The 15,796-nt window shown below is 57.3% G+C and carries 12 protein-coding genes and 1 riboswitch; of the genes, 7 read left to right on the plus strand and 5 right to left on the minus strand.

Translation table 11 applies throughout. The features are described 5' to 3' along the window. Window positions 1–35: 35 nt before the first annotated feature. Window positions 36–3,197 carry a PocR ligand-binding domain-containing protein gene (locus E8K79_RS07465; RefSeq protein ID WP_136514198.1) on the minus strand — a complete coding sequence of 1,054 codons (3,162 nt, stop codon included), beginning with the start codon at window positions 3,195–3,197 and terminating at the stop codon, window positions 36–38. Window positions 3,198–3,513: 316 nt separating this feature from the next. Here E8K79_RS07465 and E8K79_RS07470 point away from each other — a divergent pair, with 316 nt between their 5' ends. Beyond that, the gene (locus tag E8K79_RS07470; protein ID WP_136514199.1) at window positions 3,514–4,473 is read left to right on the plus strand and encodes a tetratricopeptide repeat protein; all 960 of its coding nucleotides are present in this window, start codon (window positions 3,514–3,516) and stop codon (window positions 4,471–4,473) included. Window positions 4,474–4,493: 20 nt separating this feature from the next. Here the strand turns inward: E8K79_RS07470 and E8K79_RS07475 are convergent, their stop codons facing one another. From E8K79_RS07475 to cmoA, 3 genes are all read right to left on the minus strand, one after another. Further along, complete coding sequence (locus tag E8K79_RS07475) at window positions 4,494–4,871, minus strand: hypothetical protein (protein WP_136514200.1); 378 nt, start codon at window positions 4,869–4,871, stop codon at window positions 4,494–4,496. A 145-nt stretch (window positions 4,872–5,016) separates the two neighbouring features. Next, the gene (cmoB, locus tag E8K79_RS07480; protein ID WP_136514201.1) at window positions 5,017–5,994 is read right to left on the minus strand and encodes a tRNA 5-methoxyuridine(34)/uridine 5-oxyacetic acid(34) synthase CmoB; all 978 of its coding nucleotides are present in this window, start codon (window positions 5,992–5,994) and stop codon (window positions 5,017–5,019) included. Beyond that, a complete protein-coding gene (gene cmoA, locus E8K79_RS07485; RefSeq protein ID WP_136514202.1) occupies window positions 5,991–6,725 on the minus strand; it encodes a carboxy-S-adenosyl-L-methionine synthase CmoA in 735 nt (244 codons plus the stop codon). The genes cmoB and cmoA overlap by 4 nt, the downstream gene beginning before the upstream one ends. A gap of 353 nt (window positions 6,726–7,078) precedes the next feature. On the opposite strand from cmoA, the gene E8K79_RS07490 reads away from it, so the two are divergent. Then, entirely contained in the window at window positions 7,079–7,744 is a 666-nt protein-coding gene (locus E8K79_RS07490) for a LysE family translocator (protein WP_136514203.1), read from the plus strand. Between the two features lie 32 nt (window positions 7,745–7,776). Here E8K79_RS07490 and E8K79_RS07495 read toward each other — a convergent pair whose 3' ends face one another. Beyond that, on the minus strand, window positions 7,777–8,250 hold the full coding sequence (locus E8K79_RS07495; protein WP_136514204.1) for a hypothetical protein: 474 nt from the start codon (window positions 8,248–8,250) through the stop codon (window positions 7,777–7,779). A 258-nt stretch (window positions 8,251–8,508) separates the two neighbouring features. Between E8K79_RS07495 and E8K79_RS07500 the strand changes: the two genes are divergently transcribed. From E8K79_RS07500 to E8K79_RS07520, 5 genes are all read left to right on the plus strand, one after another. After that, window positions 8,509–10,404 (plus strand): ATP-dependent helicase, encoded by a 1,896-nt coding sequence (locus E8K79_RS07500; RefSeq protein WP_136514205.1) that lies wholly within the window; start codon window positions 8,509–8,511, stop codon window positions 10,402–10,404. 158 nt (window positions 10,405–10,562) lie between these two features. Continuing rightward, entirely contained in the window at window positions 10,563–10,853 is a 291-nt protein-coding gene (locus E8K79_RS07505) for a hypothetical protein (RefSeq protein ID WP_136514206.1), read from the plus strand. A 10-nt stretch (window positions 10,854–10,863) separates the two neighbouring features. Beyond that, window positions 10,864–11,691: a hypothetical protein gene (locus tag E8K79_RS07510; RefSeq protein WP_136514207.1), complete on the plus strand. Its 828-nt coding sequence runs from the start codon at window positions 10,864–10,866 to the stop codon at window positions 11,689–11,691. 156 nt (window positions 11,692–11,847) lie between these two features. After that, a riboswitch (cyclic di-GMP riboswitch) is annotated at window positions 11,848–11,922 on the plus strand. 223 nt (window positions 11,923–12,145) lie between these two features. Then, window positions 12,146–13,144, plus strand: a complete 999-nt coding sequence (locus E8K79_RS21575) for a CheR family methyltransferase (RefSeq protein ID WP_136514208.1) — start codon at window positions 12,146–12,148, stop codon at window positions 13,142–13,144. 2 nt (window positions 13,145–13,146) lie between these two features. Beyond that, window positions 13,147–15,789 (plus strand): GAF domain-containing hybrid sensor histidine kinase/response regulator, encoded by a 2,643-nt coding sequence (locus E8K79_RS07520; protein WP_136514209.1) that lies wholly within the window; start codon window positions 13,147–13,149, stop codon window positions 15,787–15,789. Window positions 15,790–15,796: the final 7 nt, after the last annotated feature.

The following is a 15,796-nucleotide window of genomic DNA, read 5'->3' on the forward strand; positions in this document are numbered from 1 at the left end:
GGTACTGGGCGGGGTAGGGGGGCGCCGTCACCGCATCAGCGGTCCAGCACCTCCCTGACCTTTCTCAGCAGTTCCATCGGCTGAACCGGTTTCATGACCAGTTCGATCCCTTCTTCGGACACGCCCCTGTTCTGGATGAAGTCCGCGGTGTAGCCGCTCGAATAAAGCACCTTGACCCCCGGCTGCAGCAGCGAGATATCCTCGTAGGCTTCCTTGCCGTTCTTTTTCGGCATGATCATGTCCATGAGAATCATCGCGACCCGTTCACTGTTCGCGGCGAACTGCTCGACGACGTCCTGCCCGTCCACGGCCTGGATCACCTCGTAACCGTACTGGCTTAGTATCGATACCACGAGGTTGCGGACTTCGGCATCGTCCTCGGCCAAAAGGATGGTCTCGCTCCCCCCTTTGGGCGCCTCCACCTGCACGATTTGGGCGTCCGTCTCGCTCCTGGCCTCCTGCACCGGCAGGTAAATCCTGAAGGTGGTCCCGTGCCCGGGCTCGCTGTAGACGTTGATGATCCCGCTATGCTGCTTGATGATGCCGTAGACGATCGCCATGCCGAGGCCGGTTCCCTTGCCGACCTCCTTCGTGGTGTAGAACGGCTCGAAGATCCTCTTGCGCGTCTCCTCGTCCATACCGCTGCCGCTGTCTGACACGGTCACCACGGCGTAGCTTCCTGGTTCCGCACGCCCGGATTCGTGGTCGAAGGGGGACTCCACCGCCTGCAGCCCGGTCTCGATGGTGAGCATACCGCCTCTGGGCATGGAGTCACGTGCGTTCGTCGCAAGGTTGATCAGCACCTGTTCGAGTTGCCCCACGTCGGCATGCACGATGAGCCGGTCGCCGTAGGTCACCGTCCTCAGGTGTATGTCCTCGCCGATCACCCTGAGGATGAATTTCTTGAAGTTCTCTATTACCTTGTTCAGGTCGACAGGTTCCAGGTGGATGACCTGCTTGCGGCTGAAGGTCAGCAGTCCCTGGGTGAGCTGCGCCGCCCGCTCGGACGAGGAGAGGATGTGATCAAGCCATTCCTGCTCTTTTTTGCCAAGGCTTTCGTTCATCTTGAGCATGTTGCCATAGCCGGTGATCACTTGCAGGATGTTGTTGAAGTCGTGGGCGACGCCGCCGGCCAGTTGTCCCACCGCCTCCATCTTCTGCGATTGCCGGAGCTGTTCTTCGAGGTGGATGCGCTCGGCAAGCATCCTCGACACCTTTATCGAGGTGAAGCTGAGCGTGGAGACCATCCCGGTCAGTTCCGCGTAAAACTTCATCCCCGCCTCGGCCGCTTCCTGGGTGAAGCGCGGCACACGGTCCAGCGCGGCCAGGTACTCCGTCTCGTCGAAACCGTAGCGTCTTGCCTGTTCGCGGAAAACCTCCACGTCGGGCGGCTCGTCCTCGTAGAAGAACTGCCCGATGAAGACGTTGCCGACGTGCCTGCCACCCACCTCTATCGGCGTCACGATGTCCCACATGTTGTTCTTGCAGCGGTAGCGTTTGTAGGTCCCCGACGCCACGCCCCTGGAAAGAACGGTGTCGCTCTCGAGGCAGTTTTTGCAGGCTTCGGGATGGACCCTGTGGAACTTGGTGCAGATGTCCTGCCACCCTACCGCGACGAGCACCTTGCCCGAAACGTCGAGGACCGCTCCGAGCATCCCGGTTATCTTGTAAAAATCCTCCATCATCGCCTGGAGTTTTTCGCTGTCGATGATGTCGGAGAGTTCCAGTGTCCCGATGTCGCCTTCTGGTTCCAGGATCGCCTTCAGTTTGTGCCGGACGGTCTCCTCGCTTTCCTTGAGCGCGATCTCGGCCCGCCTGCGTTCCTCGACCTCCTCCTCGAGCATCGCGGTCTGTTCCTCGAGGAGCGCCGTCTGCTCCTGCAGCGTTTCCTGGGTAATCTCCCGCTCCGCCAGTTCCTCCTCGAGCTGGACGCTTTTCTTCTTCAACTCGTCTTCCAACTTTTTCAGTTCCGTGATGTCGGTCGATATGCCGCAAAGGCCGTAAATCGCGCCCGACTCGTCCCTAAGCGGAAGTTTCACCGTCCAATAGCTGCGCGTTATTTCGTTTTCCGCACCAAGATTCGTCTCTTCTCTTTTGACCGTGAGCCCCTCTTCGAGAACAGGGCGGTCGCTGATCATTATCTCCCGCACCGATTGGGGGGAGAAAAAGGCGTCGTCGGTCTTGCCAAGGATCATCTCCTCGGGCTGCCCGAACAACTCCGAGACCTCGCGGTTCACGTAGCTGTAGCGGTACTGGGTGTCTTTTATGAAGATGTAGGCGCCGACGTTGTCGAGGATGGTGTCCAGGCGCAGTTTGCTTTCCCGCAGGGCGGCCTCGGACGCTTTGCGTTCGCAAGTGCGCCGGTAGAAGAAATAAACGGCGAGGCACGCGACCAGCAGCGCGAAGGGTAGCAGGTATTTCAGCATGTCCCTGAAAGTCGGCTCCTTGGGCTCATAAACCCCGAACCATTTCTGGTACAGTTCGTCATAGTCGCCGTCGGCCTTGGTCAGGGCCAGTCCTTCGTTCAGCACGGCGAGGAGGTCCGACTCCCCTTTGTGTACGCCGAAGGTGAACTTTTGCGCGTAGCCGGCCTTCACGTCGAGCTGGCGCACGTTGTCGATGCGGAGCTCGCGTAGCGTCTGCATGCCGGCAAGCTTGCTGAGCAGCATGGCGTCGTGCTTGCCTGAGGAAAGGAGTTTGAGTCCTTCCCGGGCATCGTCCACCAGCACGAGCTGCTTTTGCCATCCCTTGGATATCGCGTATTCGTGGGCGAGGTCGGATTTGAACACGATGATGGATTTTCCGACCAGGTCCGCTTCGGAGCCGATGCGGGAGTCCCCCTTGCGCACGAAGATCGCGCCGTTCACGATGACGTGGGGGACGCTGAAGTCGGTGTAGCGATGGCGCTCGTCCGAGGTGGCGATGTTCAGCAGCACGTCCACCTTGCCGTCCCTGAATTCCTGGAGCAGTTCGCCCCACGGCCTGACCCGGATGGTGTATGGGAGCCCCGCCTCCCGGGCGACCTCTTTCCAGAGTTCCACGGCGAAACCGCCGGCGGTCGCGTCGGTGCTTCCGGTGGAGAAGGGAGGAAAATTCTCCTCGCTCCCCACCACCAGCGTTTTCTGGGATTGATAGGCGCCCGACGCTGCTGCAACGGAGACTATGAGGCATAGCATGAGGATGAGACTTTTGAACATTCCGGGTCCTTTGTTCGATGTTCGGATGCACTGTATCAGGCCGGACAAAAGCGGAACCTGGCCTTAATGAGTTGTGGACATAGAAAAGATAACAGAGAAAAAGAAGTCGTAAAGAGAACGGTCAATTGCGGTTTGAGTTTGTGGGGAATCGGCTGTTCCAGTGGCGGAGGGCTGCGGAGACTGCGAACGAACCCCATTCGATGGGCCTTCCGGGGGCGGAAACGGTGAAGCGCTCTCTATTGACAGTTTGATGTGAATTGCTTAATCTTTTGTGCGGGGATGTGGAGCACATGCTGCAGTGAAGGAGACGACCGTGATGGATGATATAGCCAACAAGAGGATTGAAAAGCTGACGAACCAGGGGCTTGATCATTTGGAGGCCGGAAGGTACTCGGAAGCTATTCAAGTCGCCATGAAGCTCGAAGAGGCCAAAGGGCCTCTCGCCTTCTACATTGCCGCCGAGGTCTATGCCAGCTCCAAGAATTTCAGAGATGCCGTTTCGACGATGAGGCGCGGCGTGTTGAAGCGCCCCACTTTTTGGACGAACTGGTTCTGCCTCGGCATCTATCTCGGCCAGCTTAATAAATATGAAGAAGCGCTGGCCGCCTATGAACAGGCACTGCTTTGTCCGCAGGCGAACGCGGATATGATTCGTCTCAACATGGCATTTCTCTCGATAGCTTGTAAGGCCTTCCAGGCGGCGCTTGGTTACCTTGACTGCCTCGAACAACCTTCTCTGCGACCGGGTGCCGAACAGGCGCGAGTGGCTGCTTTGGAGGGGGTCGGCAGACTTGCCGAAGCGGAAGCATTGGCCGAAGTCCTTCTCAAGGAGCGTACCGAGGGGGATGGGGAGTATCAAAAAAGGGTAGGGCTTGTGGCCGCGGCACTCGCGCGCATTCGGTTGCTAAAGGGACGATCAAAGGAAGAGGTTCGGAGTTTCCTGATGCATTTTCTGGAGGAGTTCGGATGCAGCACTCCGGTGCTCTATGAAATAGTGAAGCTGGAAGAATTACGCTACAGTGCGGAGTCCAAATATTACCGCCTCGCGATTGTCGCCAAGCTCCCGATGGACCATCCCTGGTATCGGGAGGCGCAGGCTTACGGTATCGTCTACGACGTGGTATCGGATTCAGAGGAACGGGCGCTCGAGATGGTCAAGGTATTCGAGAGCGCCGCCGGGGTCGAGAGCGTAGACGTGGCGAGTTGCAAGATACGCGGAGACATGCCGGAAGAGCCGATGGGGGTTTTTTGGTTCAGCGAGAAATTTTTCGGCTAACTTTGCGACGGTGAAGGCGCTCACTCCGCGGGAGAATCGAGTTGCGCGAGCAGCGATTGCCTGCGTCGGGGATCGGTCAGCCTCCTTACCAGCCTGCTGCACTGGCGGCGGTGAGCCATGGTGATGATCATGGTTTGGCGGTCGTCGTTCTCACAAGCTTCCCTGTATCGCGACTCCTCGGTTTCGATTATCGCCTCCAGGAACTCCCCGAAATCGGACCACTCCTCGTTATCCACGAGGTATTGCAGCAGGTCGCGTGCCCCGATAACCTGTGCAAACGCGAAGAGCTGACGCTGTTTATTATCGTCTTCCTCCACGCTTTGAGATCTCCTGATCGACTCCTTGCTTAACGTCCCCAACTCCATTGAGAGCAGTCTGTCTTCTCTCGCAATATCCATGATGCGCCTCCCCTTAGCTGGAATGGTTGGTGCGTCACTACGGTGGCGAGGTCAGTGGTCGGTGCGACTTCGCCTTTTGCCAGTCACAAAATGTACCGCATGGGGGGAGGATTTGCCACTGCTGCCGAAAAAAACGGCCCCGCCGCTACGGCTTCGTCGCGGTGAAGATGGCACGCAGCGGTGCAGGGTGTCCTTCGATGGTCTTCTCCGCGTCGTCGGGGTCGAGGAAATCGGGGAGCGACTCGAAGCGCATCCAATCGGTGGTGCGCTGCTCGCCGGTGCTCGTGCGGTTCGTGTCGACGCAGGCGATCTCGGTGAAGCCGCAGCGCTTGAGCCACAGGGTCATCGCTGCGATGGAGGGGAGGAACCAGACGTTGCGCATCTTCGCGTAACGCCCCGGGGGCATGAAGATGGTCTCCTGGTCCCCTTCGACGATCAGTGTCTCAAGCACCAGTTGTCCGCCGCTGCGCAGGCACCCCTTCAGCTCGAAGAGATGGTCGAGGGGAGAGCGCCGATGGTAGAGAACACCCATCGAGAAGACGGTGTCGAAGCAGGCAAGATCGGCGGGGACGTCCTCGATGCCGATGGGGACCACGTGGTGCTGCGGGTCGCGCAGGTAGCGTTGCATCACTTGGAACTGCTGCACCGAAAGCAGGAAGGGGTCGATGCCCAGCACGAACTCGGCGCCTGCGCCGCGCATGCGCCAGCCATGATAGCCGTTGCCGCAGCCGACATCGAGTACCCTGCGTCCCGCGAGCGGCTCTATGTGCGGGGATACGCGGTCCCACTTCCAGTCCGAGCGCCACTCGGTATCGATCTCGATGCCGAAGAAGTTGTAGGGGCCTTTGCGCCAGGGGTGAAATGCCTGGAGCTGGGCGATCAGCTCTTCGCGGTTCACCTTTGCGAGATCGAGGTCGGCACTCGAGCCGATGGTGACGCTGTCGCGCAGTTCAACATGGGACGGCCGCAGCTCCGGCAGCGACTGCAGGGCATGGATCCAACTGGACATTTTGCCGTGGCTGTCGAGATCCAGTCTCTCCGGCAGAGTCGCTCGCAGCTGCTCTGCCCAGCGCTCCTGCCCTATGGCGATTAATTGCGGATAGAGGGCGTCGTAGAAATTCATTTGATGGCGACCATGGAGGCGAAGTTGAAGCACTGGAACCATAACTCGACGGAAGAGAAACCGGCCGACTTAAGCCGCTCCTGGTGACAGGCGAGAGTCTCAGGGATCATCACATTTTCGAGCGCCGACCGCTTCTGGCTGATCTCCAGGTCGCTGTAGCCGTTGGCCCTTTTAAAGTCGTGATGCAGCTCCTGATGAAAGTGCTGACGCGCCGGCTCGCTGAAGGCGATCTTCTCGGAGAGGATGAGGATGCCGCCCGGCCTGAGTCCGGCGTAGATGCGCTCGATCAGCTCCGGACGCTGTGCCGGGGGGATGAACTGCAGTGTGAAGTTCAGGACGACGACCGAGGCATTCTCGATGGGGACTTCCTGGATGTCGGCACAGATCATGGTCACCGGAACGGCCGCAGCGGCATCGCGCGCGAGGAGCTCGCGGCCGCGCTCGAGCATGGCGGGGGAGTTGTCGACCGCGATGATGTCGCACTCCGGTTCCTTGATGCGCTGGCGCATGGAAAGGGTGGCCGCTCCAAGGGAACAGCCGAGATCATAGCAGTGGCTCCCCGCCTGGGTGTACTTCGCCGCGAGGATGCCGATATTGGATATGATCATCCCGTAGCCTGGGACCGAGCGTTGTATCATGTCCGGGAAGACTGCGACGACCCGTTCATCGAACTTGAAGTCGATCATCTCCTGCAGAGGGGCGGCATAGATGGCATCTGTTTTTTTGATCACAGTCTTTGGTTCCTCGTGAAGCTGGTTTTGCGTGAAGCAGAGAGTGGAACATAGCCCGTTTCCTCCCGAACATCAACCCCGTGTTTGCCACCCCGAGATAATGCCGCCCCGAATCGAGCCGAAGTTGTGGTGACAGGTCACAGGGCTGAAGGCTGGTTCCACTTATAGGCAATGGGGATAATTTTCATGCGAAAAGATAATTTCACTAGCGGCCCCGGTTGAAGTAATGTTACGAATCTTTTCAACGGGCCTGAGTCGATACAGGGGGACCGCTTACCCTTGTTTACTGGCTGGTCCACACCTTGTCCCATCGCGGTTATGATGCGGTGGTCAGTTAAAAGGAAGGAACTGCGATGTTCTCCACACTTCTTACTATTTGGCTTCTCTACGTAGCAGTTCTGCTCAGTCCCGGTGCGAACACCCTCCTCATCACCCAGCTTGCCGCAAGCGATGACGGCAAATCGGCCCGAGTGGCGGCCATCGGAGTCGCCGTCGGTTCCACCATCTGGTGCATCTGTGCCGTGTGCGGGCTGCACGTGATTTTCGTGGTGTTTCCAACTCTCAGGATGGCACTGCAGATTTCCGGCGCGGTCTATCTCCTGTACATCGCGTGGCGTCTCTGGCGTGCAGCCGCCGCGCACGGTTCGGAGGAGAAGGTTCGCGCCGCGAAAACCCCGCTGGCAGCCTTTCGTCTTGGCTTTTTGACCAACATCACCAATCCGAAGGCGGCCCTCTTTTTCGGAAGTATTCTGGCCGCCTCCTTTCCACCCGCTCCGGACAAGGTACTGCAGGTTTCAGTCATAGCACTCGTGATGGTGTCGTCGGCCTCCTGGCATCTGCTTCTCGCGTATGTCTTTTCACGCAGCAAGGTGCGCACCGGGTACGCCCGTTTTCGCAGTCCCTTCAATCGCTTGGCCGCCCTTGTCGTGAGCAGTGTTGGCCTAGCCCTTTTCATCACCACCCTAAAGGAAGCCCGCCGCCAGATCTCCACCGCGTCCTTAAACCTCACCGGCACCTAACCTAAGCCCCATAGCCCCTTCGTCAGGGGGGGCTACAATGCCCTCTCTATCCGTTGAAGCCTTAGAACCCCCGCGGCGTTTACCTCTTCTGTTTCGCAAGCGATAGTTTTGCCGTTGGGAAACTGCGGGTTGCGGCAATGCATGACTTCCCGACTCTTTCCGCGTCCCATGGTGTAGACCACCACCTTATGCAGGAGCTCGTCACCTGCCTGTCCCACCGTACATTGGTAAGCAAAAGTTCCTTCGCCTACGGCGAAATTTTCAGGAGTCATGCATGGCACGAGAGTCTGGTGCGTGCTTTCTTTAGGGCTGTAGATCTCATAGTCCGCACTCCTGCTTGACATGGTGCAGTTTAGAGTTTGGAAGTAGTTGTATGTGGGCGACATCAAGACCCGCGGGTCGATGCCCTGGTTGCCTAGCGCCGTTTGCATGTCGCTCGCCGTCATCCGGCGCGGATAAGGTTTGAGTAACGACAGTATGAGGAAATAACGGACGAAGGTGTCCATGCGATGAATCCTCCTCAGCACACTATCGGAGTGCCGCGGCGGTTTCTTTAGGCAGTGACATCCCCGTGCTCCTAGTAGGCCCTATTGAAAATATTTGCTCATTGGAGTCTATGTGATTTGCCCGTTGCATTTCCGCCTTGAAAAAACTATAATTCTTTGCCTCGAAGCACCATTCCTTATAAATGCCGCCATGCCGTGTGGTCACCCTTTTGCCAGAGCGCCCCACGAAGTATATTTTATTTAATGAATTAGGTGCTGATGCAACTGCTCGATTCCCGACAAAGGGCCGCTGTAAGCCATCGCGGCTCCAACCTCCTAGTCCTCGCTGGAGCTGGAAGTGGCAAGACCAAGACCTTGGTTGAGCGGGCCTTGTCGATGCTGGATGAAGCTGGCGATCGGCAGATTCTCTTCGCCACCTTTACCAGGAAAGCTGCCCAGGAGATCAGGGAGCGGGTCCGGGCAGCATGCGCGGACCCTGCGCTTGAAGGCAGGGTGTGGACCGGCACCTTCCACAGTCTGTGCTGGAAGCTGCTCCAGCAGGATGGTATCGGTGCCCACACCGTTGGCAAATGGAGCATCCTTGTCAGCGAGGACAGCGATAGAATTTTTTCCATAGCAGCCAAAGCCTATGGCATCCTCAATCCTAAGCAGATCCGCGCCATCCAGTCCCTTTACAGTTTCTCCATCAACGCCGCCCTCCCCTTGGAAGACCTTCTCGCGTCACCTAGCTACAAAGAGATACAGAGTGTCCCCCTTCCAGTTACCAGGAAGATTGTTGGCAAGTACGAATCGCTCTGCAAAAGAAGTGGTCGCGTCGACTTCGACAATATCCAGAGGCTGCTCCTCGATATGCTGAACCGGGACGGGGCGGCGGCGGAACTGCGCAGAAAAATCCACCACATCTTCGTAGACGAGTTTCAGGACACCAACAACATCCAGTGCAACATCCTAAAACAACTGCACAACGCAAACCTCACGGTCGTCGGAGACGATTCCCAATCGATTTACGGCTTCCGAGCGGCGAACGTGAATAACATTATCACCTTCGAGGCAGCCTTCGATGCGGAGAAGGTTGTCCTGGAAAACAACTACCGGTCGACCGCTGGCATTGTCGACGTGGCCAATATCTCCATAGGTAACAACAAAAACCAAATTTTTAAAACCTGCCGGTCGCAGAAACCGTCTTCCCGAAAACCTAGGTTGATAATCGCCCAGACTCCGGCCGAAGAGGCCCACTGCATCGCCCAAACCGTCCAGAACACCATCGCCAGGGCCACGGGGCGCCCTTCCATTGCTATTTTAAGCCGCACCACTAGGCAAGCCGCGCTCCTGCAAAACGAATTCACGAGAAGGGGGATTGATTACCGGCTCATCGGGGGCAAGGACTTCTTTGCCGAGGATCACATCAAAATCCTCCTTGACTACCTGCGACTGGTTCTGAACCCGTTCGATATCATCTCGCTCCTTTCCATCAATAACCTGCTTCGGTTAGTCCCCCAGGGCCACCTCGACCAGCTAGAGTTGAGGGCGGAAAACAACGACACTGACTTCTGGTCTGAGGCCGTAGCTGACCGCAGTGCCCATTGCCTCGCGTTAGTGCAGTTTAAAGAGACCATCGACCGCTACTGCGCCGAATACGGAAAGAGCCAGGACATCCAGTCCCTGCTGGTGCACATCACCAGATCCATAAAGCGCCAGCTGCTGGAACGGCTCCCCCTGACCCCTGACGACCTCGATAAAGACATCAGTATCATGCTGGAGCTCGCGGGGCAGTTCCGGGAGATCAGAAAGCTGCTGGAATCTTTCAGCCTCAATACTGTGGTCGAAAGCAAGGAGCACGGGGAGTCTCAGGTTGTCATCAGCACCATTCATAGCGCCAAAGGGCTAGAGTGGGACTACGTCTTCGTCATCGGCCTTGTGGAATATTGGTTCCCGCTCAACCTAGCGCTCTTGGCACCCGGATGCGAGGAGGAGGAGAGAAGGCTTTTCTATGTGGCCGTGACCCGCGCGAGCCACGATCTATATCTCTCGTGTTACACCTCTTCCGCCAACTCTTACGGAAAGGCGTTCCGCCAGGAGATCTCAAGGTTCGTCGAGGAGCTCCCCGTCCATGTCCTGGACAGGTTCAAGGCCCCTCCCATTGGTCCGTCATGATTTGTGGACCGTGCACGTTACTCGGACCAGCTGAGTGCACGGCTTCCCAACCACCCGAGATGCTGCTTGGGAGGAGGACTGTGTCACCCCCACTCTGCAAAGAGAAGCAGGCGCTAGCATCGGGCTGACGCCGCTATACCAATAAAGAGGAGGTATGAATGAATAGCGAGGAACAGGCATTCATCAAGCTGATGATGGACAAGCTCGACGGTGAGATTGAGGCGATGTGGCATGATGGCACCATAAACAACAATATCGCTATGCTCCTGGCCTGGACGCTCAAGATGCATCTGGCCGAGCCAAACGACTTGGTTCGCCAGCGCTATGCCACCTGCCAGCAGGAAGTGGCGGCCTACCCAGAGTGGAAGATAAACGCGAACCTTAAACGCGTTACGGAAAAATACCCCACCGTCGCTTTCTTTCTTACCAAGATCAATTCAACCCCGTGAGGAATTGGCCATGCCCAACTGGAACATCTCCGTATCCCGAAAAGAGTGCAGCTATGCGGGCTGCATGTCGCAGGCGAAGTACGAAAATCACGACCAGACGACAAACTACTGTCCAGCGCACTACGAGGAGTACAAAAGTTACGTGACATCGGTGCACGGAACAGAGGCACAGTACACCAACAACCTTGTGTTTTTGATGAGTAACCAGAACAGGCAAAATATCATAGAGTCCATAAGAACTCTGTTCAGAACTTATGATGAGTACCAGGGCGAGTTAACGAACTATTCCCTCTCGGAAATCGACCGGATGCAGGAGAATGTTTACAGGAAGTCGGGATCTCTTGATGAGTGTTTCCAGCGCTTTGCTATGCAAACGGGCATTGAACAGCTCTCCTATGATAGGATGCTCAGCGTTTTCCGCAAGCTCCTGAGCGGGAAGTTCTCATCGGTCGACGGGTTTGCTAAAGCGCTCGATGCTGAAAAGTCCGCCGTAACGAGCGAGATGAAGAATCCCGCAAGCCAAAGCGACTGTTTTGATTACGGGTGCCGGAGGATCCAGGAGATCTTTCGTACTGGGGCGCTGGAGGAGGAAACCACTCCAGACCAGGTCTATCTAGCCAATCTGGCGCTCGTCGCGGTCACCCTGATTGAGCACCTCCTCGCCGGTTATGCTCAGTACTTTTCCCTGTATATCATTGAGAAGAAGATGCTGCCTGCCATTTCATACACCCAAGACGATGCTGATCTCTTCATAGATTACTTCCGGTCGACGGTCGAGGCTATCGGCTTCGAGTTTTTTAACAAGCTTGAGGTGCCTCGAAATCCCAAATTCGCCTAGGAAAAAGGTGACAGGCTACTTTAATATTTTCCTGCTGCTAGAATTGATAAAGTAGCCTGTCCCATTTTCCCTCTGCATGCCTGACCTGACCCCGCCTTTCTTTGTCGTTGACATCTCAGTGCCGTTGCCTCATTCTGTTCCCAAATATATAATATACGGCCGAAAAGGCAAAATCCGGGGGACCGGACGACGCAAAGCCACCTGCCCGGAACGGGAAGAGGGGTTACCGAAGCGGTTGTAAGTGCTGCGCGTTGTGCCGCACCTAGAACCTGCCCTTTTCGACGATGGCAGGTATTTTATTTTTCAGCTTCCGCTGGCCTGATAAAAGCGGTCTGCGCACGAAACTTAAAAATTGCAGATAAAGGCCCACCTTATCATCAGTACTTTGAAAAACTTCTCCTGCGGGCGCATACCATTTTCCTTTCTTTAGGGTGGTGCTAACTTGCAAAGACGCATGAATGATCATTTGGAATTAAAATGTTCAGATGGAAACTCCGCGTTGCCCGTTCCGGTGCCTCCGCAGTCTGAACAGTTCGATTCCTGTTGCATACCTAAATACGACCTGAGTCACGTCTTTTTCGAGGGCGTCGCGCGTCCGGCCCGCACCTCTGGACGAACTCGCCCGGTTGCTAAAAAGTCTTCCCCTTCAACTAGCTTTCATAAAGCTAAAGATGTCCATGCCCCGCAGGAGTCAGTTGCGGAAGCAGTGCCTGATCCTTTCCTCGTGTGGCTCTTGGGACGGTTCGGACTGGATGCATCCGCCTATAGACCGGCGGCATTGGCCCGCCGCTTGCCATCCTGCCTGCGTCAACTTCGCGTCACTACGGCCTGTGAGGCAAAAGCTGCTCTGGAACTGCGACCGGAACTTTTGGGGCAAGCGCTCAACTCTGTTCTCATCGGGGTGACAGAGTTTTTCCGCGATCGTCCAGTGTTTGACTATCTAAGGAAAAATCTCCTCCCGGAGCTGTTGAGCTCAAGGCACGGTTTGAGGGTGCTCAGCGCCGGCTGTTCCGACGGGCAGGAGCTATACTCGATCGCGATGCTCTTGGAAGAGTTGGGCGCCTTGGAGGAGAGCGAGCTGTTGGGGATGGACTGTCGCGCGGACGCGATTGACCGCGCCCGCGCTGGCATATTCCACGCGCGGGAGGCGGCAGGGCTTGATGCTTTCCCCTCGCCCCCCGCGCGATCCGGCATCACGCAGGCACTCCGGGATCGATGCAGATGGCAAGTCGGCGATCTGCTCTCCGACATCCCCGGGGGAGGATGGGATATCATCCTCTGTCGCAACGTTGCCATCTACCTGAACGAGCCACATGTGGTACTGCTCTGGGAGAGGCTGACATCGGCGCTTGGACACGACGGTGCACTAGTGGTCGGAAAGGCCGAAAAGCTGCCCCCTTCGCTGACTCTGGTCCGAGTGGCCGCAAATGTCTATCGAAAAACGGGAGAGTAAGTATGAGAAGTGAAGCTTCCGGGACCAGAAAGCCTTCCATCGCTCTCTCTGTGGTCATATTCCTGGTATCCGTCGGCCTGATGGCGTACCTTCGGATTTTCCTTCTTCCCAACACACTCATAACACTCACCTACGGCCTGCCATTGCTTGCGTGCCTCTGGCACCGGGACCTGCGGCTCCTATGGGCCATGGCGGGCTCCTTTATGGCCATTGCTGCCGCAAAGGCCTTCTGGGTGCTGCCAGACCCGAATACCAATGACTTCTACGAATTGATGCAGTGGTCTTTCCAGGTAGTGAACATCACCGTGATCGGGGGCGCCATTCACGCGATCATTCGGTTGACCGAGAGGCTCACCGCTGCCAATCTGGATCTCTCCGCGTCCAACGAAGCGCTGGAGCGGCAAAACCGGGAGATCAACGAGCAGGCGGAAGAGTTGGCTCAACAGAACGAGGAGCTGACCCAGCAGAGCGCGGAGCTTGCTCAGCAGACCGAGGAACTGCAAAGCCAGGAAGAGGAACTCAGGCAGCAGGCTGAGGAACTGACACAGCAGGCAGAGGAACTTCAGGTACAGGCGGAGGAGCTTCGCAGCGCCAACGAAGAGTTGCAGCAGCGCGAGTCGATGCTCGTGACCATCCTTTCCTCGTTGCGCGGCGGTGGAAGTGGGAAGCAGCTGCTCGACCAGGTGTGCAGCTCGCTCCTGTCCCTGCTTGGTGAAGCCGCCAGCGGGGCAGCAATTGTGCAGTCTGCGGGCGAGAGCCTGGTGGTGTCGAGCTACGCGGGGTGGGACGAATTGGCCGATGCCACATGGCCTTTGGAGAGATCATTTGCGTCGGTGATCATGGGACGTGACCGGACCGGGTATGTGGACGACCTGACCGCGCGGTCGGACATCCTCGTACCGTCCTCCCCCAAGCGGAACTTTCGGTCGATCCTGGCAACGCCGTTGCGGGTGGAAGGCCGAAACGTTGGTGCCGTCGAGGCCTATTCGAAGGAACCCCAACACTGGACCGAAGAGCACTTTCGGATTATTGAATGGGTGGCGGCTCAGTGCGCCGTCGTACTGGAGCGGTCTAGGGCCGAGGAAAGCCTGAGAGAGAGCGAGGCGAAGCTCAGATCGGCCCTGCACAGCATGACCGATGCCGTGTTGATCGCCGACAGCGACGGACGGACCGTGGAATTCAACGACGCCTTTGCCTCCTTTCACCGTTTCCAGAGCAAGGACGAGTGCGCGAAAGTTCTCCAGACGGTCCCATCCATCCTCGATGTTTTTTTGGGTGACACCCAAGAACCGGTTCCGCCGGGGCAACTGGCGCTACAACGTGCCCTTCGCGGCGAACAAGCCACGAATGTTATGTACAACTTGCGGCGCAGGGACACCGGGGAGGCGTGGATGGGGAGCTTCAGCTTCAGCCCGATTCTGGACGCGACAGAGGCTGTTGTCGGCTCCGTGGTGGTGGCACGCGATGTAACGGAGCAGATGCGCGCCCAGCGCGAGAGACAGCACTTGGAATCGCAACTTTTCCAATCCCAAAAAATGGAGTCCGTGGGACGCCTCGCCGGAGGGGTCGCCCACGACTTCAACAACATGCTCCTGGTCATTCACGGCAGTGCCGAGCTCGCTTTGATGGAGGTCGATCCCGCGAGCTCGGTCAGGGAACGCCTCGAGGAGATCGCAAAGGCCGCCGAGCGCTCAGCAGACATTACGCGCCAACTGCTCGCCTTTGCCCGGAAGCAAACCATAGCCCCCAAGGTGCTCGATCTGAACGCTACATTGGAGCCCATGCTAAAGATGATCCGTCGGCTCATCGGGGAGGACATTGATCTTGCCTGGAAGCCGGCTCGGGGACTCTGGAAGGTCAGGATGGACTCCGGACAACTTGACCAGATTCTCGCGAACCTCGCCACCAACGCGAGGGATGCAATCGGCGGTGTGGGGAAGGTGGAGATAGAGACTGGGAATGCATCCATCGACGAGGAGTATTGCTACGAGCACCCGGATTTCATTCCGGGGAATTACGTTACTCTCACGGTAAGTGACGATGGACGGGGGATCGCTCGGGAGAAGATGTCGAGCATCTTCGAGCCATTCTACACCACCAAGGAGGTGGGGAAGGGGACGGGGCTCGGGCTTGCGACCGTCTTCGGCATCGTTAAACAAAATGGCGGCTTTATCAATGTTTATAGCGAGCCGGGGGAGGGGGCGACTTTTCGTATCTATCTCCCGCGGACTGAGGATGGTGCGTCCGAGGTCGAGCACCGGATTATGGATCCGGGGCGCGGAACCGAGACGGTGATGATCGTAGAGGACGAGGAGGCCAACCTACGCCTGCTGGAGAACTACCTTCGTAACCTAGGCTACCGCGTGCTCACCGCGGTCACCCCGGGCGAAGCGCTTGCCCTCGCAGAAGGTGAGCCCGTCGAGCTTGTCGTCACCGACGTTGTGATGCCGCAGATGAACGGCCATGACCTGGCGAATCGACTGACCGCCTCTCATCCCGGTATGAGGTTTATCTTCATGTCAGGCTACACCGCGGATGTCATCGCACACCGGGGAGTGCTGGACGAAGGTGTGAACTTCATCCAAAAGCCGTATGCCTTACGAGAGCTGGCCGCCAAAATCCGCAGCGTGTTGGACGATCAATGACGTCACA

The sequence above is a fragment of the Geomonas edaphica genome, assembly GCF_004917075.1.
Taxonomy (GTDB): domain Bacteria; phylum Desulfobacterota; class Desulfuromonadia; order Geobacterales; family Geobacteraceae; genus Geomonas; species Geomonas edaphica.

Excerpts from the sequence above, each read along its gene's own strand:
- E8K79_RS07505 (WP_136514206.1), top strand. The coding sequence starts at position 10,563 with ATGAATAGCGAGGAACAGGCATTCATCAAGCTGATGATGGACAAGCTC.
- cmoB (WP_136514201.1), bottom strand. The coding sequence starts at position 5,994 with ATGAATTTCTACGACGCCCTCTATCCGCAATTAATCGCCATAGGGCAG.
- E8K79_RS07475 (WP_136514200.1), bottom strand. The coding sequence starts at position 4,871 with ATGGATATTGCGAGAGAAGACAGACTGCTCTCAATGGAGTTGGGGACG.
- E8K79_RS07465 (WP_136514198.1), bottom strand. The coding sequence starts at position 3,197 with ATGTTCAAAAGTCTCATCCTCATGCTATGCCTCATAGTCTCCGTTGCA.
- E8K79_RS07500 (WP_136514205.1), top strand. The coding sequence starts at position 8,509 with ATGCAACTGCTCGATTCCCGACAAAGGGCCGCTGTAAGCCATCGCGGC.
- E8K79_RS21575 (WP_136514208.1), top strand. The coding sequence starts at position 12,146 with ATGAATGATCATTTGGAATTAAAATGTTCAGATGGAAACTCCGCGTTG.
- E8K79_RS07490 (WP_136514203.1), top strand. The coding sequence starts at position 7,079 with ATGTTCTCCACACTTCTTACTATTTGGCTTCTCTACGTAGCAGTTCTG.
- E8K79_RS07495 (WP_136514204.1), bottom strand. The coding sequence starts at position 8,250 with ATGGACACCTTCGTCCGTTATTTCCTCATACTGTCGTTACTCAAACCT.
- E8K79_RS07520 (WP_136514209.1), top strand. The coding sequence starts at position 13,147 with ATGAGAAGTGAAGCTTCCGGGACCAGAAAGCCTTCCATCGCTCTCTCT.
- E8K79_RS07470 (WP_136514199.1), top strand. The coding sequence starts at position 3,514 with ATGGATGATATAGCCAACAAGAGGATTGAAAAGCTGACGAACCAGGGG.
- E8K79_RS07510 (WP_136514207.1), top strand. The coding sequence starts at position 10,864 with ATGCCCAACTGGAACATCTCCGTATCCCGAAAAGAGTGCAGCTATGCG.